This window comes from Streptomyces sp. NPDC057543, from assembly GCF_042801895.1.
Classification (GTDB): Bacteria; Actinomycetota; Actinomycetes; order Streptomycetales; family Streptomycetaceae; genus Streptomyces.
In genome coordinates, this window is sequence record NZ_JBHVFF010000118.1 from 1 (window position 1) to 23,938 (window position 23,938).

22 protein-coding genes are annotated in these 23,938 nt (G+C 71.9%); 12 read left to right on the forward strand and 10 right to left on the reverse strand.

Going from position 1 to position 23,938, the window contains the following annotated elements; all coding sequences use genetic code 11:
* Positions 1 to 33: 33 nt before the first annotated feature.
* The 6 genes from cseC to ACFU8Q_RS20645 all read right to left on the reverse strand — a co-directional run bounded on the left by cseC (position 34) and on the right by ACFU8Q_RS20645 (position 5,429).
* On the reverse strand, positions 34 to 1,416 hold the full coding sequence (gene cseC / locus ACFU8Q_RS20620) for a two-component system sensor histidine kinase CseC (protein ID WP_384455811.1): 1,383 nt from the start codon (positions 1,414 to 1,416) through the stop codon (positions 34 to 36).
* A complete protein-coding gene (gene cseB / locus ACFU8Q_RS20625) occupies positions 1,413 to 2,120 on the reverse strand; it encodes a two-component system response regulator CseB (RefSeq protein WP_384455814.1) in 708 nt (235 codons plus the stop codon). Before cseB ends, cseC begins: the two co-directional genes overlap by 4 nt.
* 10 nt (positions 2,121 to 2,130) lie before the next feature.
* Positions 2,131 to 2,877 (reverse strand): hypothetical protein, encoded by a 747-nt coding sequence (locus ACFU8Q_RS20630; RefSeq protein WP_384455817.1) that lies wholly within the window; start codon positions 2,875 to 2,877, stop codon positions 2,131 to 2,133.
* Positions 2,865 to 3,515: a SigE family RNA polymerase sigma factor gene (locus ACFU8Q_RS20635; RefSeq protein WP_384455820.1), complete on the reverse strand. Its 651-nt coding sequence runs from the start codon at positions 3,513 to 3,515 to the stop codon at positions 2,865 to 2,867. The genes ACFU8Q_RS20630 and ACFU8Q_RS20635 overlap by 13 nt, the downstream gene beginning before the upstream one ends.
* A 172-nt stretch (positions 3,516 to 3,687) precedes the next feature.
* Complete coding sequence (locus ACFU8Q_RS20640; RefSeq protein WP_384455823.1) at positions 3,688 to 4,590, reverse strand: A/G-specific adenine glycosylase; 903 nt, start codon at positions 4,588 to 4,590, stop codon at positions 3,688 to 3,690.
* A gap of 155 nt (positions 4,591 to 4,745) precedes the next feature.
* Positions 4,746 to 5,429: a phosphatase PAP2 family protein gene (locus ACFU8Q_RS20645; protein ID WP_384455826.1), complete on the reverse strand. Its 684-nt coding sequence runs from the start codon at positions 5,427 to 5,429 to the stop codon at positions 4,746 to 4,748.
* A 174-nt stretch (positions 5,430 to 5,603) separates the two neighbouring features.
* Between ACFU8Q_RS20645 and ACFU8Q_RS20650 the strand changes: the two genes are divergently transcribed.
* Positions 5,604 to 6,419, forward strand: coding sequence for a hypothetical protein (locus tag ACFU8Q_RS20650; RefSeq protein ID WP_384455829.1), 816 nt, complete (start codon positions 5,604 to 5,606; stop codon positions 6,417 to 6,419).
* 105 nt (positions 6,420 to 6,524) lie between these two features.
* Here the strand turns inward: ACFU8Q_RS20650 and disA are convergent, their stop codons facing one another.
* Positions 6,525 to 7,649: a DNA integrity scanning diadenylate cyclase DisA gene (gene disA, locus ACFU8Q_RS20655; protein WP_327368154.1), complete on the reverse strand. Its 1,125-nt coding sequence runs from the start codon at positions 7,647 to 7,649 to the stop codon at positions 6,525 to 6,527.
* 80 nt (positions 7,650 to 7,729) lie between these two features.
* Complete coding sequence (gene radA, locus ACFU8Q_RS20660) at positions 7,730 to 9,142, reverse strand: DNA repair protein RadA (protein ID WP_384455833.1); 1,413 nt, start codon at positions 9,140 to 9,142, stop codon at positions 7,730 to 7,732.
* A gap of 188 nt (positions 9,143 to 9,330) precedes the next feature.
* On the opposite strand from radA, the gene ACFU8Q_RS20665 reads away from it, so the two are divergent.
* Positions 9,331 to 11,268 (forward strand): hypothetical protein, encoded by a 1,938-nt coding sequence (locus tag ACFU8Q_RS20665; RefSeq protein ID WP_384455836.1) that lies wholly within the window; start codon positions 9,331 to 9,333, stop codon positions 11,266 to 11,268.
* A gap of 76 nt (positions 11,269 to 11,344) precedes the next feature.
* On the opposite strand, the gene ACFU8Q_RS20670 is transcribed toward ACFU8Q_RS20665, so the two are convergent.
* Positions 11,345 to 12,187: a hypothetical protein gene (locus ACFU8Q_RS20670; RefSeq protein WP_384455839.1), complete on the reverse strand. Its 843-nt coding sequence runs from the start codon at positions 12,185 to 12,187 to the stop codon at positions 11,345 to 11,347.
* A gap of 40 nt (positions 12,188 to 12,227) precedes the next feature.
* Between ACFU8Q_RS20670 and ACFU8Q_RS20675 the strand changes: the two genes are divergently transcribed.
* The 4 genes from ACFU8Q_RS20675 to ilvD all read left to right on the forward strand — a co-directional run bounded on the left by ACFU8Q_RS20675 (position 12,228) and on the right by ilvD (position 16,788).
* Positions 12,228 to 13,193 carry a Ppx/GppA family phosphatase gene (locus ACFU8Q_RS20675; protein WP_384455842.1) on the forward strand — a complete coding sequence of 322 codons (966 nt, stop codon included), beginning with the start codon at positions 12,228 to 12,230 and terminating at the stop codon, positions 13,191 to 13,193.
* A gap of 118 nt (positions 13,194 to 13,311) precedes the next feature.
* Positions 13,312 to 14,139: a sugar phosphate isomerase/epimerase family protein gene (locus ACFU8Q_RS20680; protein WP_384455845.1), complete on the forward strand. Its 828-nt coding sequence runs from the start codon at positions 13,312 to 13,314 to the stop codon at positions 14,137 to 14,139.
* On the forward strand, positions 14,136 to 14,780 hold the full coding sequence (locus ACFU8Q_RS20685) for a TetR family transcriptional regulator (protein WP_384455848.1): 645 nt from the start codon (positions 14,136 to 14,138) through the stop codon (positions 14,778 to 14,780). Before ACFU8Q_RS20680 ends, ACFU8Q_RS20685 begins: the two co-directional genes overlap by 4 nt.
* Positions 14,781 to 14,937: 157 nt before the next feature.
* Entirely contained in the window at positions 14,938 to 16,788 is a 1,851-nt protein-coding gene (ilvD, locus tag ACFU8Q_RS20690) for a dihydroxy-acid dehydratase (protein ID WP_384455867.1), read from the forward strand.
* Positions 16,789 to 16,820: 32 nt separating this feature from the next.
* Here the strand turns inward: ilvD and ACFU8Q_RS20695 are convergent, their stop codons facing one another.
* A complete protein-coding gene (locus ACFU8Q_RS20695) occupies positions 16,821 to 19,100 on the reverse strand; it encodes a serine/threonine-protein kinase (protein WP_384455851.1) in 2,280 nt (759 codons plus the stop codon).
* 123 nt (positions 19,101 to 19,223) lie between these two features.
* Here ACFU8Q_RS20695 and ACFU8Q_RS20700 point away from each other — a divergent pair, with 123 nt between their 5' ends.
* The 6 genes from ACFU8Q_RS20700 to proC all read left to right on the forward strand — a co-directional run bounded on the left by ACFU8Q_RS20700 (position 19,224) and on the right by proC (position 23,519).
* Entirely contained in the window at positions 19,224 to 19,547 is a 324-nt protein-coding gene (locus ACFU8Q_RS20700; RefSeq protein WP_384455853.1) for an SH3 domain-containing protein, read from the forward strand.
* A gap of 70 nt (positions 19,548 to 19,617) precedes the next feature.
* Entirely contained in the window at positions 19,618 to 20,172 is a 555-nt protein-coding gene (locus tag ACFU8Q_RS20705) for a hypothetical protein (RefSeq protein ID WP_384455856.1), read from the forward strand.
* A 68-nt stretch (positions 20,173 to 20,240) separates the two neighbouring features.
* Positions 20,241 to 21,008 (forward strand): class I SAM-dependent methyltransferase, encoded by a 768-nt coding sequence (locus tag ACFU8Q_RS20710; RefSeq protein WP_384455859.1) that lies wholly within the window; start codon positions 20,241 to 20,243, stop codon positions 21,006 to 21,008.
* Between the two features lie 79 nt (positions 21,009 to 21,087).
* A complete protein-coding gene (locus ACFU8Q_RS20715) occupies positions 21,088 to 21,855 on the forward strand; it encodes an ABC transporter ATP-binding protein (protein ID WP_384455861.1) in 768 nt (255 codons plus the stop codon).
* Positions 21,852 to 22,640, forward strand: coding sequence for an ABC transporter permease (locus ACFU8Q_RS20720; RefSeq protein WP_384455864.1), 789 nt, complete (start codon positions 21,852 to 21,854; stop codon positions 22,638 to 22,640). Before ACFU8Q_RS20715 ends, ACFU8Q_RS20720 begins: the two co-directional genes overlap by 4 nt.
* A 69-nt stretch (positions 22,641 to 22,709) precedes the next feature.
* Positions 22,710 to 23,519 carry a pyrroline-5-carboxylate reductase gene (gene proC / locus ACFU8Q_RS20725; protein WP_266746926.1) on the forward strand — a complete coding sequence of 270 codons (810 nt, stop codon included), beginning with the start codon at positions 22,710 to 22,712 and terminating at the stop codon, positions 23,517 to 23,519.
* Positions 23,520 to 23,938 lie beyond the last annotated feature (419 nt).

The following is a 23,938-nucleotide window of genomic DNA, read 5'->3' on the forward strand; positions in this document are numbered from 1 at the left end:
GGGCGCGCCCCGGGAGCCTCTCCCGTATCCGCTTCAGCCGCCGGTCCGTCTGCGGACGGACTCCGCGCTCTCCCCGTCCCCGCTGCCCGGTGTGCGCTGTTCGGACACGCGCAGGACCGGGAAGCTGCCGGTGTTCGTCGGCGCGTGCTCGGGCAGCCACAGCACGGCGATCGCCCCGCCCGCGCCCTTCGCCGCCCCCTCCGGCCCCGCGTTGCGGAAGGTCAGCCGGGCCCCGAGGACCCTCGCCTGGCCGGCCGCGATCGTCAGCCCGAGACCGTGGCCGTGCCCGGCCCGGTCGCTGCTTCCGGTACGGAACCGGCTCGGCCCCTCACGCAGCAGCGCCGCCGGGAACCCGGCACCGTGATCGCGGATCCGCACCACCCGGCCCTCGACCGTGACCTCCACCGGCGTGGCGCCGTGCTTCGCGGCGTTGCCCAGCAGATTGCCGAGGATCCGCTCCAGCCGACGCGGATCGGTGCTGACCCAGGACTCGTGGACGACCCGCACCCGCACATCCGGGTCCAGCAGCGCGATCCGCCGGCTGACGAACTCGCCCAGCGCGATCTCCTGCAACTCGGCCCGCTCCGACGCACTGTCCAGCCGGGCCACCTCCAGCACATCCTCGACCAGCGTGCGCATCGCCTGCGCCCGGTCCCGTACGAGCTCCGTGGGACGGCCCGGCGGCAGCAGCTCGGCCGCCGTCAGCAGACCCGTCACCGGCGTACGCAGCTCGTGCGCGATGTCCGCGGTGACCCGGCGCTCCGCCTCGATCCGTTCGTTCAGCGCGTCCGTCAGCGCGTCCACCGCCCGGGCCAGCTCATCGGTCTCGTCCTGGACGACACCACCGACGGCCTCCCGGACCCGTACATCCGTGTTACCCTCCGCGACCAGACCCGCCGCGGCCGCCGCCTTGCGCAGCCGCCGCGACAGCTGCCCGCCGATCAGCACGCCCAGCGCGCAGCCGCCGAACACCACGGAGACCGAGCCGATGATCAGCGCCCGGTCCAGGTCACGCATGATCGTGGCGCTGCGATCGGCGAAATGCGTGTGCAGCGAGAGGACGTTGCCGTTGCCGACCGGCACGGCCGCCCACACATCGGGCACCCCGTTCTTGAGTTCCTCGACATGCGTGGCGCGCCGGTTCCTGCTGGTCTCCGCGCGCAGGCTGCGTGGCATCGTCGGGTCGTTGAGCTTGGCGCCGAACCGGGGGTCGGCCTTCTGCGTCTTCTTGGCCTCGTACAGCAGTTGCGCGTATGTCAGCCGCTCCAGCTGGACCTCGCGCGCGTTCTCCAGCATCGAGACCCGCGCGGCGTTGTGGACGACGAAGCTGAGCGCGACCGCGGTCAGCGCGCCGACCGCCGCGATGGCGATGCTGATCTTCCAGCGGACCCCCGTCCGCAGGGCGAGCCGCTTCATGGCCGGAGTTTGTAGCCGAAGCCGCGGACCGTGTCGATCCGGTCCTGGCCGATCTTGGTGCGCAGCCGCTGCACATGGACATCCACGACCCGGGTGTCACCGCCCCATCCGTAGTCCCAGACCCGCTCCAGGAGTTTGTCGCGGGAGAGTACCGTGCCGGGCGCGGCGGAGAACTCCAGCAGCAGCCGCATCTCGGTCGGGGTCAGCGCCACGTGCTCGCCGGCCCGGTGGACCTCCATGCCCTCGGTGTCGATCTCCAGGTCGCCGAAGACCAGCACCCCGCCGACAGGCTGCTGGTCCGGCTCCCCGTTGCCCGGCTGCCCGCCGCCCGACGCATGGCCGAAGCGGCGCAGCACGGCACGGATCCGGGCGACCAGGACCGCCCCGTCGAAGGGCTTGGTGACGTAGTCGTCGGCGCCGGCCTCCAGGCCGAGCACCACATCGATCGAGTCGGCCCGGGCCGACAGCATGATCACGGGGACGGTCGACTCGTCGCGGATGCGACGGCAGAGGCTGACGCCGTCGAGGCCCGGCACCATCACGTCGAGCAGCGCGATGTCGGGACGGTCGGCCCGGAACGCCTCCAGGCCCGACAGTCCGTCGGGCATCGCGGTGACGGCGAAGCCGTCGCGCTCCAGCGCCAGCTGGGTGGCCTCTCGGATGACGTCGTCGTCCTCGACGAACAGGACGTGGGTCTCGGCCATCGGACTGCTCTCAGTTCTTCGCCGGTTCAGCGGATTCCGGAAGTCCGGCCTCTCCGTCACCGACGGCTCGGTTGAAGTCGTTGTGCACCCGGTCGTGCTCGCTGAACCGGTTGTTCGCCCAGCGGTAGGTGATCACTTCCTCGCCGGAGGGGTACGCGACGGAGTCCTTCTTCCCGTACACCTGGGCCGTGACCACCAGATCACCGCGGTCGATGGTGCCGTACACCGCGGGCTGCTCGATGGCGAACACGTTCTCGTACGAGCCGTTGCCCCGTGGGCGGTACACGTACGTGCCGACGCCCACCGAGTCGCCGCAGGTCATCACGTTGACCACGACGTCGGCCGAGGAGCTGCCGGTCAGGGTGCCGTACGAGGTGTCCACCGGGTACTCGGAACCGCTGCACGCCTTCAGGTCCGTCCTGACCCGCTCGCCGACCTTGGGGTCCGCCTTGAGCAGCGCCACCGGATCGACCCGGGGCGTGGGCTTCGCCGTGGACGGCGGATGGGCGCTCGGCGTGATCCGGGCGACCGGCTGGGTGCCCGCCGGGCCCTCGTCCCGCGTGCCCGTGCCGCCGGTGGAGCAGCCGACGGCGAACAGCCCGAAGGCGGCGAGCCCGACCAGGGTCGTGGCGCCCGCCGCCCAGCCGGTCAGGAACCGGCCACGTGCGACGGTGGCCACGGGGCCACCGTCGTCTCTTCCGCCGCAACGGTCGTCGTCGCCGCTGCCGCTGTCACCGCTGGCTGTCAGGCCGCGCACCGCTCCCGCCCCCGTTCGTCCATCCGCCCACCCGCCTGCTCCCGTATCCGTGCCGTTGCCCGCGCACGTACCGGAGCACCGGCGACCGGAGCGCGGCCGACCGCGGCACGTCCCTGCTCCTCCCGGAGCCGGGCCTCCGTGCTCGCCGCCTCGCGGCTCTCCAGCTCCTGGCGCAACCGCGCCAGCGCGCGGTGCAGCGTGCTCTTCACCGTACCGGTCGACATGCCGAGGGCCGCCGCCGTCTCCTCCGTACTCATCTGCTCCCAGTGTCGCAGCACGACGACGCTGCGCTGCTTGGGAGCCAGTACGCCCAGCACGTCCATCAGCAGGGCGCGGTTCGCGCGCTGCTCGGTGCCGTCCTCGACGCTCGCGTCGGGCAGCTGCTCGGTGGGGACCTCGTCCAGCTTGCGGGCCCGCCACCATTCGGTCCGGGTGTTGATCATGACGCGGCGCAGATAGGCGTCGGCGAGGGACTTGTCGGCGATGCCGTCCCAGCGGCCGTACGTACGGACCAGCGCGGTCTGCAGCAGGTCCTGTGCGTCCACCGGGTCGGGGACCAGCCGGCGCGCACTGCGCAGCAGTGCGTCCTGCCGGGTGCGTACGTACTCCTCGAATTCGAGCACCTCGCCCTGCGCCATTCCAACCGCCTCCGTCCCCGTAGAACCCCGTACACCGCCGCCGGCCATCGATCCGGTCGGGCTGACGTCGCTGACGCTACGGAGCTGTTGTCACGGGGCTGTGCGGAGCAGCCATACGCCGACGCACGGCTGTCCATCGGTTGTGTAACAGCGAGGGGAGGGGAGCTCCGGCTCAGCTCATCGGCAGCCGGTACTGGCCGCCGGGCAGTGGTTCGACGAGACCGTCCGCGACCAGTCCGTCCAGTGCGCGGGCGCGTTGCACCGGCTCGTCCCACACCGCGTCCAGGGCCGACTGCGGCACCGGTGCCACGGCCTCCCGCAGTACGGCGAGCAGCCGCCCGCGCACCTGCCGGTCCGTACCGGCGTAGGACTGGCCCCGCCGCGCGGGCCCCTGGTGGGCGGGCTTGCCGGCCAGCCGCCAGGCGCACTGCCCGGCGATCGGGCACCGCGTGCAGTCCTCGTTCTTGGCGGTGCAGACGAGGGCGCCGAGCTCCATCGTCGCGGCGGCCCAGCGAGCGGCCCGTTCGTCCTCCTCGGGGAGCAGCGCGCGGGCGAGCTTGCGTTCGGCGGCGGTGGTCGCGTTCGGCGGGTACTGGATACCGGTCGCGGCCCGGGCGAACACCCGGCGGACGTTCGTGTCCAGTACGGCGTGCCGCTGCCCGTACGCGAACGAGGCCACGGCCGCCGCGGTGTACTCGCCGATCCCGGGCAGGGCGAGCAACTGACCGTGCTCGCTCGGTACGTCGCCGCCGTGCCGTTCAGTTATTGCCTGCGCGGCCCCGTGCAGGCGGAGCGCGCGGCGCGGGTAGCCGAGCCGGCCCCAGGCGCGGACCGCCTCACCGGGCGGCTCGGAGGCCAGGTCGGCCGGGCGCGGCCAGCGGGCCATCCACTGTTCGTACACCGGAAGGACCCGGCTGACGGGGGTCTGCTGCAGCATGAACTCGCTCACCATCACACCCCAGGCGCCCGCTTCGGGACGGCGCCAGGGCAGATCGCGGGCGTGCTGTTCGAACCACCCGATGACGGGAGTGTGGAGGGAGGCGGGGGGCGTCTGTGTCGCAGTCATGGCAGTCATCGCACCCACGATCCTGGCACGGAAGGGCAGACGAAGGCTCGGCGCACGGTGGTGTCGCTCCTCCTGAGGGCCCTTGGGGTGATAATCCCACCCGTCTGTCCCCCCGGAATCCGGCAACCGGCCCAAGGGGTCTCCCCCCGGGGCCGTCGGTGCCGTCAGCGCCGCCGCCGGGACCCTCCGTGCCGCCGCCGGGACCGGCCCGCCGTAGCCGTACCCCGCCCCTGCCCCGGCGCCGTGCCCGGCCCCGACACCAGGGCCGCCACCGGCGCCCCGCTGTCCCGTACCGTCCGGGCGAGCGACCGGGCCGGGCGGTACAACGCTGCGACCACCGCGGCCGAGACCGCCGCACCCAGCAGCAGCCCGACCGCCACGTCATGCGGATAGTGCACCCCGACGAAGACCCGGGAGAAGGCCATCAGCAGGGCCAGCGGCACGGTGAGCCAGGCCAGCCGGGGCCGGGCGATCGCCAGGGCGACGGCTGCCGCGCCGGCGATCGCGGAGTGGTTGCTGGGGAACGACCAGTCCCCCGTCGGCGGACACGGCACCAGCGAGGCCGCCGCCCCGACGACCGACCGGCACGGCCGATCCTCGTTCACCATCGACTTGAGTACCTCGCTGACCACATAGCCGAAGGCCGTCGCGAGGGGCGCGAGCACGGCCAGGGCCAGGGCGCGCTCGTCCGCCCGGCGGGCCCGCCACCACCCGGTGATGAACAGGACGCCGAAGACCAGGAGTCCGAGCTCCGTCCATATTTCGGCCAGGTGTTGTACCCATGACGGCATGTCATGAGCGAAGTCGGTGATGTCCCGGTAGAGCGGGGCAGTAACTGAACTATCCATGTGACAGAGGGTAGTCAACGAAATCGAGTGGTCACCTTCGGCGATCCCGGCGGACCGAATCGGCGGAAGTACTGGGCTGGAACGGGCCGTCCCGGGATGATGATCCGCAAAACTTCGGGGCCGGGTGGCGGGTGGGGGCGGGAGTCGGCGCCGATCTCTCGTACAGTTTGCGCCGTGGGATCTTTGCGTAATCCGATCGGGCCGCTTCCCTCCACCATTTACTGGCGACGGAGGGCGGTAGCGGCGGCGCTGGTCGCGCTGCTCGCGGCGCTGATCGTATGGGCCGTCACCTTCGGCGGCGGCAAGAAGACCACGGACGATTCCCGGTCCGGTGGATCGGGTCCCGTTCACGCGATCACCCCCGGCCCCATCCCCTCGGGCCCGGCGATCAGCCAACAGCCGGGCGGGCGGGACGAGTCGGGCGACACGGGCGGCGGCGACGGAGGCAGCAGCGGTACGGGCACGGGCGCCGCCGGCGGCGCGGGCGGCGGCGGTACGGACACCGGCAGTGGATCGGGCACCGGAGCCGGTGGCGCGGGCGGTGGCGTCGAGACGACCGGTCAGCAGGTCCCGGCGAACTCCCCGCTCCCCAATTGCACCGCAAAGACACTCCAGTTGAGCCTGAGCACCGAACTCAGCTACGGCCCCGGCCAGAAACCGAAGTTCCGCCTGGTCGCCAGGAACACCTCGTCCACCGACTGCAAGGCCGACTTCGGGCCGAAGAGCGCGGTGCTCACCATCACCGAGGCCGGTGGCGACGACAGCCAGGTGTGGTCCTCCAAGGACTGCCCGCGCAACGCGGGCAGCCTGCTGCTGAAGGTCCCGGCGGGCGCGACCGTCGTCCACACCGTGGAGTGGGACCGCAAGAAGAGCGTCCCGCAGTGCGCCACGCCGCCGTCGGGAGCCGCGGGGCCGGGTACGTATCTGGTCGAGGCGAAGGCGCCGGGCGAGCCGGTGCAGCGCGCCTCCTTCGTCCTCGCGAAGGACTGAGAAGGACCGAGAAGGACCGGGGGGCGGGGGCCCCGGAAAACGCTGCGGGGCCCGGTTTCCCGGGCCCCGCACTGCGTCTCGTGCCGCTTACCACTGCACGTGCTGCTATACGTACCGTTCGAGGATCGACGACTCGGCCAGCCGCGACAGCCCCTCGCGCACGCTCCGCGCCCGCGCCTCGCCGACCCCGTCGACCGTCTGGAGGTCGTCCACACTGGCGGCGAGGAGCTTCTGCAGGCCGCCGAAATGCTCCACCAACCGGTCGATGATCGCCCCGGGCAGCCGCGGCACCTTCGCCAGCAGCCGGAAGCCGCGCGGCGAGACCGCCGAATCCAGCGTCTCCGGTGAGCCGCTGTACCCCAGCGCCCTTGCCACGACCGGGAGTTCGAGCAGTTCGGTGTGGGAGAGCGCGTCGAGCTCGGTCAGCGCCTCGGCGACCGTACGGGACCGCTTCGCGGTCGGCTCCGGCACGTAGTCGCGCACGACCAGTTCGCGCTCCGGCTCGACGCCCGCGATCAACTCGTCGAGCTGGAGCGAGAGAAGCCGGCCGTCGGTGCCCAACTCCACCACGTACTCCGCGATCTCGGTCGCGATCCGGCGGACCATCTCCAGACGTTGCGCGACGGCGGTCACATCCCGGACCGTCACCAGGTCCTCGATCTCCAGCGCCGAGAGCGTGCCCGCGACCTCGTCGAGCCGGAGCTTGTACCGCTCCAGGGTGGCGAGTGCCTGATTGGCGCGGGAGAGGATCGCGGCGGACTCCTCCAGGACCCGGCGCTCCCCGTCCACGTACAGCGCGATCAGACGCATCGACTGCGAGACGGAGACGACCGGGAAGTTGCACTGCTTGGAGACCCGGTCCGCCGTGCGGTGGCGGGTGCCGGTCTCCTCGGTGGGGATGGAGGCGTCCGGGACCAACTGCACACCGGCCCGCAAGATCTTGGTCATGTCCTTGTCGAGAATCAGTGCCCCGTCGAGCTTGGCCAGCTCACGCAGGCGCGTCGCGGTGAACTCCACGTCCAGCACGAATCCGCCGGTGCACATCGACTCGACGGTCTTGTCCATGCCGAGCACGATCAGCCCGCCGGTGTTGCCGCGGAGAATGCGCTCCAGGCCGTCCCGCAGCGCCATTCCGGGCGCGACGGCGCTCAATGAGGCGCGCATCAGCGCCTCGTTACCGGTGCCTTGGCCGGACTTTCCGGGCGATGCTGCCCGGTCGCTGGCTGCCACTGCACTCCTCCGGTCACAGGTTTGCGGTGCCCTTACGTCACTCATACCGTTCGTACGGACGGGCGAGACCAGGGCAAAGTCTACCGGCGTGCGCTCTCCTCCCGTGGGGCCTGTGCGCGAGACCGGCGCGGGAGCACGCTCAGAGCGTCGCCCATGTTGGCGACTTCTGTGACCTTCATACCGGCCGGGACCTTTCCCGGGTCGGTCGGAACCAGCGCGTGCGTGAAGCCCAGACGGTGCGCCTCGGCCAGCCTGCGCTGGACCCCCGTAACCCGTCTGACCTCGCCCGCGAGGCCCACTTCGCCGATCGCCACCAGGTTCTTGGGAAGGGGTGTGTCACTGGCGGCGCTGGCCAGCGCCAGCGCGACCGCGAGGTCCGCGGCGGGCTCGGAGAGCTTCACTCCGCCGACCGTCGCGCTGTAGATGTCCCGCTTGCCGAGCGAGCTGATCCGGCCGCGCTGTTCCAGAACGGCCAGCATCATCGATACCCGGGACGTCTCCAGCCCCGAGGTGGTGCGCCGGGGCGAAGGGATCTGGGAATCGACCGTCAGCGCCTGCACCTCGGCGACGAGCGGCCGCTTGCCCTCCAGGGTGACGGTCAGGCAGGTGCCGGGCACCGGCTCGTCGCGCCGGGTGAGGAACAGTCCGGACGGGTCGGCGAGGCCGGTGATGCCCTCGTCGTGCAGCTCGAAACAGCCGACCTCGTCGGTCGCGCCGTACCTGTTCTTGACGCCGCGTACGAGCCGCAGGCGGGCATGGCGGTCGCCTTCGAAGGACAGCACCACATCGACGAGGTGCTCCAGCAGCCGCGGCCCGGCGATCGCCCCGTCCTTGGTGACATGGCCGACCAGGAGCGTCGACATGCCGCGCTCCTTGGAGGCCCGGATGAGGGCACCGGCGACCTCCCGGACCTGTGCCATGCCGCCGGGGGCCCCGTCGATCTCGGGCGAGGCGACGGTCTGTACGGAGTCGAGGATGAGGAGCGACGGCTTGACGGCGTCCAGATGACCGAGGACCGCGGACAGGTCCGTCTCGGCGGCGAGATACAGGTGGTCGTTGATCGCCCGGATCCGGTCGGCGCGCAGGCGCACCTGGCTCGCGGACTCCTCGGCGGTGACGTAGAGGGTGCGGTGGTCGTCGCTCGCCGCCTTGGCGGCGACATCCAGCAGCAGCGTCGACTTCCCGACGCCCGGTTCGCCCGCGAGCAGCACGACGGCGCCCGGGACGAGCCCGCCGCCCAGCACCCGGTCCAGCTCGCCGACGCCGGTGGACCGGGCAGTGGCCTGCCGGCTGTCGACCTGGCCGATGGGGAGCGCGGCGGTGCTGACCCGGCCGGCCGCGGTGGTCCGCACGGCGGGGGCGCCGCCGAACTCCTCGACCGTCCCCCACGCCTGGCATTCGGGGCAGCGGCCGAGCCACTTGGCGGTCGTCCAGCCGCATTCGGTGCAGCGGTAGGACGGCCGGTCCTTCGCGGATTTCGTACGGGCAGCCATGGCGCAACCGTATAGGTGTGGTCGGACAACGCCGCCGGGCACGGTCCGTGGGCGGCGCCCGACGCGGCAGCGGCGGGTCGCTTACCTCGGTTTCAGGAATTTCGGCTCCCTGAATCCGGGATTCCTGTCCCCTTTCGAGCGACACGTTCACCCGTAAGGAGTAAATGTGCTGAAGGGGTGCTAAAGGCATGATCTGTGCTGCCTACGGTCGCCAGGTGACGAGCAGCAGACTGGAGCCCCCCACACACACCACCGGCGCACACCGGGCGCGGCGCCGTGCGCCCCACTCCTCGACGCGCCCTTCGCCGCGGCGGCCTCCCGCACGTTACGAGCCGCATCTCGACGGCCTGTTCACCTACTGCCTCTCCGTGCTCTGCGACCACGATGCCGCCACCGAGGCGCTCGGCGGCGTGCTGGCGATCGCGGAACGGCAGGACGGCCGGTGCCCGGCGGGTGAGGAGGAACGTAAATCCTGGCTGTACGCGCTGGCCCGATGGATGTGTCTGCGCAAGCTCGCCGAACAGAAGCAGGGCCGTCGGGCGCACCGCCACAAGGCCGGGAAACCCTCGGGAAGACCGCAGCCCGAGCCGGAGACGAGGCGGGAGGCGAACCGGGCGGTCGACGGGCCCCCGGGCAAGCAGCCGAGCGGAACGACCGCCCAGGGGGCGCGCACGGGACGGCGTACGCCCTCCACCGCCGCCGCGAAGGCCGCTGCCGCTCCCTTCCCGCCCGGCGGCGACCCGGCGGGCCACGCCCTCGCCCCGCAGCCCGAAGCCGCCGCCGAGGCGCACCGCCGCGAACTCGCCCAGCTGGCCTGGCCGGAGGCCGCGGGCACCACCCCCGAACAGCGCGAAGCGCTCGAACTCGCCGTGCGCCACCGCCTCGCCCCGCGCGCCGTCGCCTCCGTCCTGGGCCTCGAACCGGAAACCGCCCGGGAGCTCCTGGCCACCGCGGCCTGCGAGGTGGAACGCACCCGTGCCGCCCTCGCCGTCGTCGAGACAGGCAACTGCCCCACCATCGCCCGCCTCACCGGCGACCACCGCGTCCTGCTCTCGGCCACCCTGCGTCGCGAACTCGTCCGTCATGTCGACGACTGCCCCCGCTGCCGCCGGGCCGCCGAGCGGGCCGGCGCCGAGGGGCCCTGGCCGGGCGGGGCCGTCACCCCGGCCGCCGCGCTGCCGGTCGTCGAGGCGCCGCGGCCGTCCGCGTACGTCGCGATGGTGCACGCCCAACGGAACCGGTCCGGCGGCCCGCGCTTCGACCGGGCGGGCTTCCCCATGGACCCGAAGGACCACGCCGCGCGCCGGGACCGGCTGCGGGCCAGGGTCGTGACGACGACGGTGGTGGCGACGGTCGTCGCGGCCCCGGTGATCGCGCTGTGGACCGCCTATCGCGGCGCGCCGCAGACCGGCGAGGGCCACGAGGGCTCCTCGGTCACCGCGACCGAGGCGGACGCCCGCCAGTACCTCGACGGCACCCCGGACGGCCACTACGAGAACGCGGGCAACGCCCGCCCCCGGCCCGGCGGCCCGTTCGAGGACGGCCGCGGGGCGGACGTCTCGGCCGAGGTGATCAGCTCGGGTCCGGCGCGGGGCGGCATCGGCGGTCTCACCGTCGAGGCCCGCTCGTCCGGCGGCACGACACTGATCCGGCTGACCGCCTCGGGCGGCGCCCCGGTCGCATGGTCGGCCCGCGCGGACGCGTCCTGGCTGCGCCTCAGCAGCTCCTCGGGGACGCTCGCCGCGGGCGAGAGAGTCACGATCCGCGTCCACGTGGACCACCTGCGGGAACCCGCCGGTCCCTGGAGCGCGCGCATCGCCCTCGCCCCGTCGGGTTCGGTCGTGGCGATCCGGGGAGGGGGACACGACGCGACGACACCGTCCCCCGGCGGCCCGGGACATTCGGGGAAGCCCGCCCCGTCCGGCTCCTCGGGCCCGTCCGTACCGTCGGGTCCGCCGCCGTCCTCGCCGGACCCCACACACTCCACCGACCCGACCCCCGACCCGACGGACACCCCGGACCCCACACCGTCACCGACCGATCCGACACCGTCCCCGGACCCGTCCGGACCGTCGAGCCCCACCGACCCGGGGACGGGCACGGGCACCACGACCCCGGCCGGCTGAAACACACCGGGCCGCGGGAAGGCGCCTCGGCGGGCCTCTCCGTCCGGCGCGGTCCGCCGCCGTCACACCCCGGCGGTCACGCCGGATCCGCCGGGTGCGGTGCCATCGGCAGCAGCGACGACAGACGCTCCTCGCACAGCTCGACCAGCCGGTCGTAGCCCTCCTTGCCCATCAGCTCGATGAGCTCCGGCCGGTACGAGACGTACACCGGCTCCCCGGCCCCGTGCGCGGACGTCGCCGACGTGCACCACCAGTGCAGATCGTGACCGCCCGGACCCCAGCCCCTGCGGTCGTACTCGCCGATCGAGACCTGGAGCACGCGCGTGTCGTCGGGCCGGTCGATCCAGTCGTACGTACGCCGGATCGGCAGCTGCCAGCAGACGTCCGGCTTGGTCTCCAGGGGCTCCTTGCCCTCCCGCAGCGCCAGGATGTGCAGCGAACAGCCCGCGCCCGCCGCGAACCCGGGACGGTTCTGGAAGATGCACGAACCCTTCCAGCGCCGCGTCTGACGTTCCCCGTCGTCGTCGACCTCGACCCAGCCCGTCTCCGTACCGACGTCGTGGAACTGCCACAGCTCGGGGGTCAGCCGCTCGACGTGGCCCGCCACCCGCTTCTCGTCGTCCTCGTCCGAGAAGTGCGCGCCGAGCGTGCAGCACCCGTCGTCCGCGCGGCCCGCCTGGATGCCCTGGCAGCCGCTGCCGAAGATGCAGGTCCACCTGGAGGTCAGCCAGGTCAGGTCGCAGCGGAAGATCTGCTCGTCGTCCGCGGGGTCGGGGAACTCGACCCAGGCGCGGGCGAAGTCGATACCTGTTTCGTCTTCGGACCGGTTCGGTCCGTTCGCTTCCTGTTGCTGCATCTCCTGCTTCGTTCTCTGTTTCTTCGTGTTTTTGCCCGGCTTCGCCTTTTTCGTCTTTGGCACGCGCCAAGAGTAAGTCCGCCGTCCCGGTAGCGTTCCGGGTATGAGACTCGGAGTCCTCGACGTGGGTTCGAACACGGTGCATCTGCTGGTGGTGGACGCGCACCCCGGTGCCCGTCCGCTGCCCGCGCACTCGCACAAGGCGCAGCTGCGTCTGGCCGAGCTCCTCGACGAGGACGGGGCGATCGGCCCCCACGGTGTGGACCGCCTCGTGGCAACGCTCACCGACGCGCTCCAGGCCGCCGAGGACAAGGGGTGCGAGGACGTGCTGCCCTTCGCCACGTCCGCGGTACGGGAGGCGAGCAACGCCGACCAGGTGCTGGCCCGGGTGCGGGACGAGACGGGCATCGACCTCGCCGTCCTCAGCGGCGCGGAGGAGGCCCGGCTCACCTTCCTCGCCGCCCGCCGCTGGTTCGGCTGGTCGGCCGGGCGGCTGCTGGTCCTGGACATCGGGGGCGGTTCGCTGGAGATCGCGTACGGCATGGACGAGGAGCCGGACGCCGCGGTCTCGCTGCCGCTCGGGGCCGGCCGGCTGACCGCCGGGTGGCTGCCGGGCGATCCGCCGGACCCGGCGGACGTGCGGGCGCTGCGTCGGCATGTACGGGCCCGGATTGCCCGGAGCGTCGGGGAGTTCACCCGCCTCGGGCGCCCGGACCACGTCGTCGGCACCTCCAAGACGTTCAGGCAGCTCGCCAGGATCGCGGGCGCCGCACGCTCCACCGAGGGCCTGTACGTGCAGCGCGCCCTCACCCGCAAGGCGCTGGAGGAGTGGGTGCCGAAGCTGGCGGCGATGACCGTCGAGCAGCGGGGCGCTCTGCCCGGGGTCTCCGAGGGCCGGGCCGCGCAGCTGCTGGCCGGGGCTCTGGTCGCCGAGGGGGCCATGGATCTGTTCGGGGTCGACGAGCTGGAGATCTGCCCCTGGGCGCTGCGCGAGGGCGTCATCCTGCGCCGCCTGGACCACCTGCCGTCGGGGCCCACGGAGCCGACGGAGCGGGCCGCGCTGCGCTGAAGCGCCGCGCACAGGGGGCCACGCCGCCCCCTGGAGGTGGCCAGGAGCCGGCCATGGCTCTTCTCACTTTCCGCCCGGGTCCCTCGGCGGGGCGTACCACTGCCCGTACGCTGTCCCAGTGGCAGAACCAGTGGTGCGCATCCCGGATGCGAAGGTCGCCCTGTCGACGGCTTCCGTCTACCCGGAGTCGACGTCGACGGCCTTCGAGATCGCCGCGCGTCTTGGTTACGACGGTGTCGAGATCATGGTGTGGACCGACCCCGTCAGCCAGGACGTCGAGGCCCTGCGACGGCTTTCGGACTACCACCAGGTGCCGATCCTCGCCGTCCACGCGCCGTGTCTGCTGGTCACCCAGCGCGTCTGGTCCACCGATCCGTGGGTGAAGCTCCAGCGGGCCCGTGCCGCCGCGGAGAAGCTCGGGGCGACGACCGTCGTCGTCCACCCGCCGTTCCGTTGGCAGCGCAACTACGCGCGCGACTTCGTCACCGGGATCTGGCGCATGGCGGACGAGACCGACGTGCGGTTCGCCGTCGAGAACATGTACCCATGGCGCTACCGGGACCGCGAGATGCTCGCGTACGCCCCCGACTGGGACGTCACCAACGACGACTACCGGCACTTCACCGTGGATCTCTCGCACACCGCGACGGCCCGCACCGACAGCATGGCGATGGTGGACCGGATGGGCGACCGGCTCGCCCACGTCCACCTCGCCGACGGCAAGGGCTCCAACAAGGACGAACACCTGGTGCCCGGCCGCGGCGACCAGCCCTGCGCCGAACTCCTGGAACACCTGGCCCGTACCGGCTTCGACGGCCATGTCGTCATCGAGGTCAACACCCGCCGCGCCATGTCCACCGCCGAACGCGAGGCCGACCTGGCGGAGGCGCTGGCCTTCACCCGGCTCCACCTGGCGTCGTCCTCGGCCGAGGCGCCGCGCCGGTGACCGGCGGCCACACCGAGGACGAGGGCCCCGCGCACCACGCTCCCAAACGCCGCGGCCGCCCCTCCCGCACGTCCGGGACCACCGGCCCCGACGCCCGCACCCGCATCCTGGAGGCGGCCCGCACCGAGTTCGCGGAGCGCGGCTACGACAAGACGTCGATCAGGGGCATCGCCAAGGCGGCAGGCGTCGACTCCGCACTCGTCCACCACTACTTCGGTACGAAGGACGAGGTCTTCGCGGCCGCCATCGAGCTCTCCTTCGAGCCGGCCCTGGTGATCCCGACCGTCCTCGGCGGCGGCACGGACGGCATGGGGGAGCGGCTGGCCCGCTACTTCATCTCCGTATGGGAGAACCCGGCGTCCAGGGCCCCCCTGCTGGCGATCATGCGGTCCGCGCTGACGCACGAGGCGGCGGCGAAGGTCCTCCGCGGCTTCGTCCTGCGCCGCCTCCTGGAACGCGTGGCGGAGACACTGGACGTACCGGACGCGACTTTCCGCGCGGAACTGGCCGCCTCGCACATGCTCGGGATCGCGATGCTGCGCTACGTCGTCCGGGCGGAACCGCTGGCCTCGGCGGACCCGGAGCAGATCATCGAGATGGTGGCGCCGACGCTGCAGCGCTACCTGACGGAATCGGCGTAACCCGGCGGCGGACCCTCCACACCGCACTCCCGGCCCGCACTCCCACCCCGCCCACACACCGAGCACCCCATCCCGCATGCCGGACACCGTGTCCAGATCTTGGAGTCGGAGGCGTAGGCTCGAAGACAGTCTTTTCATGTCGAAGGAGCGAGAGACGATGCCGCAGCTGAGGTCCCGCACTGTCACCCACGGCCGCAACATGGCGGGCGCCCGCGCCCTTATGCGGGCCTCGGGCGTAGCGAGCGAGGACATCGGCAAGCCGATCATCGCGGTCGCCAACTCCTTCACCGAGTTCGTCCCCGGCCACACCCACCTGGCCCCCGTCGGCCGGATCGTCTCCGACGCGATCAAGGCCGCGGGCGCCGTGCCGCGCGAGTTCAACACCATCGCCGTCGACGACGGCATCGCGATGGGCCACGGCGGGATGCTCTACAGCCTCCCCTCCCGCGACCTGATCGCCGACTCCGTCGAGTACATGGCCGAGGCGCACTGCGCGGACGCGCTGATCTGCATCTCCAACTGCGACAAGATCACCCCCGGCATGCTGATGGCCGCGATGCGCCTCAACATCCCGACCGTCTTCGTCTCCGGCGGCCCGATGGAGGCCGGCAAGGCCACCCTCGTCGACGGCACGGTCCGCAAGCTCGACCTGGTCAACGCGATCAGCGACGCGGTCAACGAGAACATCTCCGACGAGGACATCCTCCGCATCGAGGAGAACGCCTGCCCCACCTGCGGCAGCTGTTCCGGCATGTTCACCGCCAACTCGATGAACTGCCTGACCGAGGCGCTCGGCCTCTCCCTCCCCGGCAACGGCACGGTCCTCGCCACGCACACCGCCCGCAAGGCGCTGTACGAGGAGGCCGGCCGTACGGTCGTCGAGATCACCAGGCGCTACTACGAGCAGGACGACGAGACGGTCCTGCCCCGCTCCATCGGCACCCGCGCCGCGTTCGACAACGCCATGGCGCTCGACATCGCCATGGGCGGCTCGACCAACACGATCCTGCACCTGCTCGCCGCGGCGCAGGAGGCCGAGCTCTCCTACGACCTCGACGACATCGACGAGGTCTCGCGCCGCGTCCCCTGCCTGTCGAAGGTCGCGCCCAACGTGGCCCCCGGCGGCACGTACTACATGGAGGACGTCCACCGGGCCGGCGGCATCCCCGCCATCCTCGGTGAGCTCCACCGAGGCGGCCTGCTCAACGAGGACGTGCACTCGGTGCACTCCGCCACCCTCGCCGAGTGGCTGAAGAACTGGGACGTCCGCGGCGGCTCCCCCTCCCCGGACGCCGTCGAGCTGTGGCACGCCGCCCCCGGCTGCGTCCGTTCCGCGACCGCCTTCTCGCAGTCCGAGCGCTGGGAGACCCTCGACCTGGACGCGGCGGGCGGTTGCATCCGCGACGTGGAGCACGCGTACTCCAAGGACGGCGGCCTCGCGGTCCTCAAGGGGAACCTCGCCGTGGACGGCTGCGTCGTGAAGACGGCGGGCGTCGACGAGTCGATCTGGACCTTCGAGGGCCCGGCGGTCGTCTGCGAGTCGCAGGAGGACGCCGTCGACAAGATCCTCCGCAAGGAGATCAAGGAGGGCGACGTCGTCGTCATCCGTTACGAGGGCCCGCGCGGCGGCCCCGGCATGCAGGAGATGCTCTACCCCACGTCCTTCCTCAAGGGCCGCGGCCTCGGCAAGAGCTGCGCCCTGGTGACCGACGGCCGCTTCTCCGGCGGTACGTCGGGACTGTCCATCGGCCACGCCTCGCCGGAGGCCGCGTCGGGCGGCACGATCGCGCTCGTCGAGGACGGCGACCGGATCAGGATCGACATCCCGAACCGTTCGATCGAGCTCCTCGTCCCCGAGGCCGAGCTGACCACCCGCCGCGAGGCGCTGAACGGCGTCTACGCGCCGAAGAACCGCGACCGCAAGGTCAGCGCGGCGCTGCGCGCGTACGCGGCGATGGCGACGAGCGCGGACCGGGGCGCCGTGCGGGACGTGTCCAAGCTCGGCTGAACCGGACCCGATAACGAAGACGGACCCCGCTCTCACCAGTGAGCGGGGTCCTGTCCGTCCACGGCGAACACGGAACCGTCGGGCGCGGTCCCGAAAACGGCCCGGCCGGCGGCGACGGGGGCGGGCAGCGTCGAGGCGTACGTGAGTTTCCCGTCCCGGAGCCGGGGACCCGTCTGCCCCAGCAGCGTTCCGCGTTCCGTGTCCACGGCGAGCAGCCGCCCGTCCGCCGCCGAGAAGTACAGCCGGTGTCCGTCGGCGAGGACGGGCGCCGACGTCCGCCCGGCGGCGGTCTCCAGCTGCCAGAGAACGGCTTCGCCGCCGGCCGGACGTGTGTCGACGGCCACCAGGGTCCCGCCGTGCGCCAGCAGATAGGCGGTGTCCCCGCCCACCACGACCTCCGGTTCGTTCATCCGGAACGGCAGCGTCACCCGGGCGACGACGCGCCCCCGCTCCGGGTCGTAGCGGACGAGTGCGACGGTCTGGGTGTCCCCGTTCATGGACGTCAGGACGAGTGCGCCGTCAGAGGTCCCCACCGGGGTGAGCATGCCGTCCAGCCGCCGCTGCCAGGCCACGCGCCCGGCCCGCGCGTCGACGGCCGTGACCAGCGTGGTGGACCCATAGGCCGAGTGCTCGAACGCGTAGGCCAGCCCGGTGCTCTCGTCGTACAGCGCGTAGTCCGGGCGTTGGTGCCCGGTGAGCGGATGCCGCCAGAGCGACACACCGGTCGCGGAGTCGAGCGCCTCGGTCGTGCCGTCCTCGGCGACCAGCAGCAGCGCGTCACCCGCGTCGAAGGGGGTGCCCAGGTACGGGGAGAGATCCGCGTCCCAGAGCTGTTGGCCCTTGGCGGGGTCGTACGCCCGGAGCTTCCCGCCCGGCACCGCCGTGTGCACCAGATCGCCCGAGACCGACACGACACCGGCCGAGGGGGCGTTCGCGGCGGCACCATGGGACCACAGCACCCGGCCGTCCGCGGGGTCCAGCCGGGCGGCGCCGACACCGGCAGCGGCGCAGTACAACGCCATGGAACGGCCAGCAGCCTCCGTGCCGTTACCGTCCTTGCCGTCCTTGCCGTCCTTGCCGCCGCCATCGCCGCTGCTCGCCGCGGAGCAGACCGGCGTCGAGTTGCCCGAGGCCAGAAGCGGCGTATGCCACGGCGCGACCGCTTCCGCCGAACCCTTCGCCCCGCCTGACTCCCCGGTCCCACCGGAGCCACCCGATTCACCCGAGCCACCCGAGTTGCCCACCACACCGGCCACCCACACCCCACCGGCAGCCATGACGAGCAGCGCGGCACCGGCGGCCAGCCACCGTCGCTTGCCGCCGCGGTTCGCGGTCGCCATCCTGCCCCGCGCAGCCGCGCCCGCGCCCGCATGCGTGTCCACGTCCGCCCGCGCCACGATTCCAGGGCCCGCGCCCGCCGTGGCTCGGAGCTCGGCTTCGATGGCGCCCGGCCTGCGCTGCGACGGTATGAACGCCGCGGCGTCGTACGAAGGAGGACGCAGCGCCGCCATGATGTCGTCGGGAGTGGGCCGCTCCGCAGGGTCCTTCGCCAGGCACTGCCCTATCAGCGGCGCCAGCTCCGTGGGCACGGCCGTGAGGTCCGCCTCGTCGTGCACCACCTGGTAGGCCACGATGTAAGGGCTGTCGGAGTCGAAGGGCCCCCGGCCGGTCGCCGCGTGGACGAGCACGGCACCCAGGGCGAAGACATCCGCGGCGGGCCCGACCTCGCGCGGCCGCTGGAACTGCTCGGGCGCCATGTACGGCGGTGAGCCGATCAGCTTGCCCGTCTCGGTGCGCAGATCGCTGTCGTACGGCCGGGAGATCCCGAAGTCGATGACCTTGGGCCCGGAGTCGGTGAGCAGCACGTTGCTCGGCTTCAGGTCGCGGTGGATGACCCCGGCCCGATGGATGTCGCGCAACGCCTCGGCAAGTCCTGCCGTCAGCCTGCGGAGTTCGGCGGGAGCCATCGGCCCGTTCCGCTTCACCTGGTCGGAGAGCGTGGGGCCGGGCACGTACAGGGTGGCCATCCACGGCCGTGCGGCCTCGGGGTCGGCATCGACGACCGGCGCCGTGAAGGCCCCGCTGACCCGCCTCGCCGCCCCGACCTCCTGCCGGAAACGGGCCCTGAACTCGGGGTCCTGGGAGTAGTGCCGATGCACCACCTTGACGGCCAGCTGCAGCCCCGAGGCGGAGCGCGCCAGGTGCACGACACCCATGCCGCCCGCGCCGAGACATGCCTCGAGGCGGTACTGACCGGCGTATTCCGGATGCTCCGCTTCCGGATTGGCTCCGGTACCTCGCAGCGGCGGCATCGCCCACCCCCGTGTGTTCGTCCGCAAGCGCGACGCACGGAGCCTAGTCGATGGTGCGTGCGATTCGGGCGGGGCTTGTAGCCTGCGCGTCGTACATACCGTCTCTCAACGGGGGAGGGCCTCATGGCCTCGGAAGAGCACACCGACAGCACCGCCGAAGCGGCCGAGGGCGTGACCACGCTCGCCGGCACCGACGACGTCACCAGGTACCCCATCGCGCCCGGCTACCGCGTCAACGTCCGCAAGGGACCGGGCACCCAGTACGGCATCGTCAGGACGCTGCCGTACGGAGTGAAGGTTGCGGTCTACTGCCAGAAGCCGGGGGAGCGGGTCACCGGCCCGTACGGCACCTCGAACATCTGGGACAACATCGCCAACGGCCAGTTCGTGTCGGACGCCTACGTCCACACGGGCAGCGACGGCTACATCGCCCCGCGCTGCGACTGACCGGCACGGCGAGGGCCGCGACCGGGGGACCGCACCCGGGACCGCGGCCCGCCCGGGGATAATCGACCTCGTGAGCGAGAACAGCGAAGCCCCCGGTACCGGCGACAGGTCCGGCAGCGACACGCCCGGCTCCACCACTGCCGGCCCGCAGCCCGAGCCCCTGCTCTTCTTCGGTACGACCTGGGTCGACCACGACGGGGGGTACGGGCTGCGACGCGCCGGGGCCGCGGTCGGCTCCCTCGCTGCCGCGGCCGCCGCCTGCTTCGTACTCCGCTTCGCCTTCCAGGGACTGGAGATCGCCGACGTCGGTAACCTCGTCGGCATCCTGGTGGTCCTGATGTTCGCCATCTGCAGCGCCGTCGCCTTCCGCAAGACCTGGGAAGGATTCAGTCGCCGCCCGGCCGATCCGGCGCGCGAGGCGAGTCTGCGCGGTCTCAAGACGATCGGCTTCGTGGGCTCGCTGCTCGCGTACTTCCTCCGTACGTTCAAGGAGGCACCGGGCGAACAGCTGCGCCGCACGGAGTACGAGGCGGCACTCGCCCGCTACACGAAGCGCCGCTCGGCCCGCACCGGTAACCCGGCCGCCCGCAAGACCACCAAGGGCAAGCGCCCCAAGCGCAAGTAGCACCCCACGGGCACCGGAGGCCCCCGCAGGTCTCGGCACCGGCCCTCCGGGCGGGTCACGATGACCCCATGTCACCCTCCGATCCCACCCCGGCCCCAACCCGCGCCCTGTCCTTCGACCGTGCGGCCGCCCAGTACGCGGCGGCCCGCCCCGGCTACCCGCCCGCCCTCTTCGACACCGTCGAGGAACTGTCCGGCCGCCCCCTGCGCGGCGCCCGCACCATCGACGTCGGCGCGGGCACGGGCATCGCCACCCGGCTCCTCCACGAGCGGGGCGCCCGGGTCACCGCGGTCGAACCGGGCCCTGGCATGGCGGAAGAACTGCACCGGGCACTCCCGTACGTACCGGTCGTGCGCGGCGACGGAAACCGCCTCCCTCTCGCCACCGCATCGGCCGACCTGATCACGTACGCCCAGTCCTGGCACTGGACCGACCGGAGCCGCGCGACCTCCGAGGCCCTGCGCGTCCTTCGTCCCGGTGGCGCACTCGCCCTCTGGTGGAACGTCTCGGACCACTCCGCCCCCTGGATCGCCGAGCAGGACGCCCGGCTACGCCGCTTCTTCGGCGCCGGCGAGAGCGCCCACGGCTCGTCCGTGCCCCTCCGCGACCTGCCGTCCGGGTTCGACTTCGTACACCGCACGGTGCCCTGGACCCGACGGGTGTCCCTGGAAACCCACCTCGCCAACCTCGGCAGCCATTCCGCCTTCCTCGTCCTTGGTGAGGAACCCGCACGCCGGTTCCTCACCGAGGAGCACGACCGGCTGGCAGAGCTCTTCCCGGACGGCACGGTCGAGGAGAGTTACGTGGTCGACCTGCGCGTGGCGATCCGTCCGTAGCCGACCCCACCCCCTGCCACCCGCACCCCCATCACCAGCCCCCTTGACGGCGGGGCACGCCAGGAACAAAATTCATCGCATGATGAATTCTTCGGGCCCCGCCATCGAGGCCCGTGGCCTCACCGTCGTACGAGGCGACCACACCGTCCTCCGCGGCCTCGACTTCACCGTCGAACCCGGCAGAATCACCGGCCTCCTGGGCCCCTCCGGCTGTGGCAAATCCACCCTGATGCGTGCCGTCATGGGCACCCAGGCCAAGGTCACCGGCACCCTCGACGTGCTCGGCAGCTCCGCGGGCGACCCCGCGCTCCGTCCGCGCATCGGGTACGTGACCCAGGCCCCGTCCGTCTACACCGACCTGACGGTCCGGCAGAATCTCGACTACTTCGCGGCGATCCTCCAGCCGGGCCGCAGGCACCGCGACGCACGCCGGACCGCAGTCACCCGCGCGATCGCCGAGGTCGACCTGACCAGCCACGCCGATGCCCTCGCCGGCACCCTCTCCGGCGGCCAGCTCACCCGCGTCTCCCTCGCCGTGGCCCTGCTCGGCACCCCCGAACTCCTGGTCCTCGACGAACCGACCGTCGGCCTGGACCCGGTACTCCGCCGTGACCTGTGGAATCTCTTCCACACCCTCGCGGCCGAACGCGGCACCACACTCCTCGTCTCTTCCCACGTCATGGACGAGGCCGAGCGCTGCCACCGGCTGCTCCTCATGCGCGAGGGCGAGATCCTCGCCGACGACACCCCCGAGGCGCTGCGCACCGCCGCCCGCGCCGCCACCGTCGAAGAGGCGTTCCTCCACCTGGTCGACAAGGCCGCCATCCGTCAGGAGACCGTCCGATGAGCACGCACCCGAACCCCGGCTCCCACCCCCGCCCGGCCGCACCACCCCTGAGCCCGGCCCGCACCCTCGCCACCGCCGCCCGCGTCCTGCGCCAGCTGACCCACGACCCGCGCACCGTCGCACTGCTCCTCCTGATCCCGGTCGTGATGATCACGCTGCTCCGGTACGTGTTCGACGGCAGCCCCCGCACCTTCGACGCCATCGGCGCCTCGCTCCTCGGCATCTTCCCGCTGATCACGATGTTCCTGGTGACCTCGATCGCGACCCTGCGCGAACGCACCTCGGGCACCCTCGAACGCCTCCTCGCCATGCCGCTCGGCAAGGGTGACCTGATCGGCGGCTACGCCCTCGCCTTCGGCGCCGTCGCCATCGTCCAGTCCCTCCTGGCCACTGCACTCTCGGTCTGGGCACTCGGCCTGGACGTCACCGGCTCCCCGTGGCTGCTGCTCCTTGTCGCCCTGCTCGACGCGCTGCTCGGCACGGCGCTCGGCCTCTTCGTCTCCGCCTTCGCCGCATCCGAGTTCCAGGCCGTCCAGTTCATGCCGGCCGTGATCTTCCCGCAGCTCCTGCTCTGCGGGCTGTTCATCACGCGCGACCGGATGGCACCCGCACTCGAAGCGATCTCGAACGTCCTGCCCATGTCGTACGCGGTCGACGGCATGAACGAGGTCCTCCACCACACCGACGTCACCGGCGACTTCGTCCGCGACGTCCTGGTCGTCGCGGGCTGTGCGCTCCTCGTCCTCACCCTCGGCGCGGCCACGCTCCGCCGGCGTACCGCCTGACCGGCCCCGGTGCGAGGATGACGGACACGAGCACCGAGCACCGCGAGCACCGCCCGGAGGGTGAACCGCATGACCCAGACAGTTGCAGTCCTCGGCACCGGCAAGATCGGCGAGGCCCTGCTCAGCGGAATGATCCGGGCAGGCTGGCGCCCGGCGAACCTGCTGGTCACCACCCGCCGCTCCGAGCGCGCCGAGGAACTCCACAACCGCTACGGCGTCGACTCCGTCACCAACGCCGAGGCCGCCAAGCGCGCCGACATCCTCATCCTCGCGGTCAAGCCCCAGGACATGGGCCGGCTCCTCGACGAACTCGCCGAGCACGTATCCGCCGACCGCCTGGTGATCAGCGCCGCCGCGGGGATCACGACCGCCTTCATCGAGGACCGCCTCACCGCGAACACCCCGGTCGTACGCGTCATGCCGAACACCCCCGTCCTCGTCGACGAGGGCATGTCCGTCATCTCCGCGGGCAGCCACGCCACCACCGAACACCTCGCCGCCGCCGAGGCGATCTTCGGCGGCGTCGGCAAGACCCTGCGCGTGCCCGAGTCCCAGCAGGACGCGGCGACCGCCCTCTCCGGCTCGGGCCCCGCGTACTTCTACTTCCTCGTCGAGGCGATGACGGACGCGGGCATCCTGCTCGGCCTGCCCCGCGCCCAGGCTCACGAACTGATCGTCCAGGCCGCCATCGGCGCCGCCGTCATGCTCCGCGACAGCGGCGAACACCCGGTCAAGCTCCGCGAAGCCGTCACCAGCCCGGCCGGCACCACCATCAGCGCCATCCGCGAGCTGGAGAACCATGGCGTACGCGCCGCCCTCATCGCCGCCCTCGAAGCCGCCCGCGACCGCAGCCGCGAACTCGCCTCCGGCAACGGCTGACGGGCGGCAGGCCCACCCCCTGCACCTGCTGCGCACCCACCGCCCTACAACGACACGGCGGTGGCCTGCGCCCACGCGCCCGGCCCCGGGTTGACACGACACGCCCACATCCGTAATGTGCTCCGAGTTGTCCGACGTGAGCGCCGACCCCGGTCGGTCCCCGGACAGCCATTCCGCAGTAACCACATCAGTCAGCGACATCTGTCGCCCGACTTTCTGTGCGCATTTGCGAAATGAGGAATCCGCGTTCGAAGGAACAGGGCCTCGATTAGCGTCGAGGGCCAGGATTCGCTAAAGTCTCACTCGTCGGAACGGCTCAACGGTCGGGAAGACAAACCCCGCTGACTGGGAATCAGGCCCGAAAGGATCTGATAGAGTCGGACTCGCCGGAAAGGGAAACGCGAAAGCGAAGAACTGGA

Coding starts and splice junctions, on each gene's coding strand:
- cseC (WP_384455811.1), bottom strand. CDS start 1,416: ATGAAGCGGCTCGCCCTGCGGACGGGGGTCCGCTGGAAGATCAGCATC.
- cseB (WP_384455814.1), bottom strand. CDS start 2,120: ATGGCCGAGACCCACGTCCTGTTCGTCGAGGACGACGACGTCATCCGA.
- ACFU8Q_RS20635 (WP_384455820.1), bottom strand. CDS start 3,515: ATGGCGCAGGGCGAGGTGCTCGAATTCGAGGAGTACGTACGCACCCGG.
- ACFU8Q_RS20640 (WP_384455823.1), bottom strand. CDS start 4,590: ATGACTGCCATGACTGCGACACAGACGCCCCCCGCCTCCCTCCACACT.
- ACFU8Q_RS20645 (WP_384455826.1), bottom strand. CDS start 5,429: ATGGATAGTTCAGTTACTGCCCCGCTCTACCGGGACATCACCGACTTC.
- radA (WP_384455833.1), bottom strand. CDS start 9,142: ATGGCTGCCCGTACGAAATCCGCGAAGGACCGGCCGTCCTACCGCTGC.
- ACFU8Q_RS20665 (WP_384455836.1), top strand. CDS start 9,331: ATGATCTGTGCTGCCTACGGTCGCCAGGTGACGAGCAGCAGACTGGAG.
- ACFU8Q_RS20675 (WP_384455842.1), top strand. CDS start 12,228: ATGAGACTCGGAGTCCTCGACGTGGGTTCGAACACGGTGCATCTGCTG.
- ilvD (WP_384455867.1), top strand. CDS start 14,938: ATGCCGCAGCTGAGGTCCCGCACTGTCACCCACGGCCGCAACATGGCG.
- ACFU8Q_RS20695 (WP_384455851.1), bottom strand. CDS start 19,100: ATGCCGCCGCTGCGAGGTACCGGAGCCAATCCGGAAGCGGAGCATCCG.
- ACFU8Q_RS20700 (WP_384455853.1), top strand. CDS start 19,224: ATGGCCTCGGAAGAGCACACCGACAGCACCGCCGAAGCGGCCGAGGGC.
- ACFU8Q_RS20710 (WP_384455859.1), top strand. CDS start 20,241: ATGTCACCCTCCGATCCCACCCCGGCCCCAACCCGCGCCCTGTCCTTC.
- ACFU8Q_RS20715 (WP_384455861.1), top strand. CDS start 21,088: ATGATGAATTCTTCGGGCCCCGCCATCGAGGCCCGTGGCCTCACCGTC.
- ACFU8Q_RS20720 (WP_384455864.1), top strand. CDS start 21,852: ATGAGCACGCACCCGAACCCCGGCTCCCACCCCCGCCCGGCCGCACCA.
- proC (WP_266746926.1), top strand. CDS start 22,710: ATGACCCAGACAGTTGCAGTCCTCGGCACCGGCAAGATCGGCGAGGCC.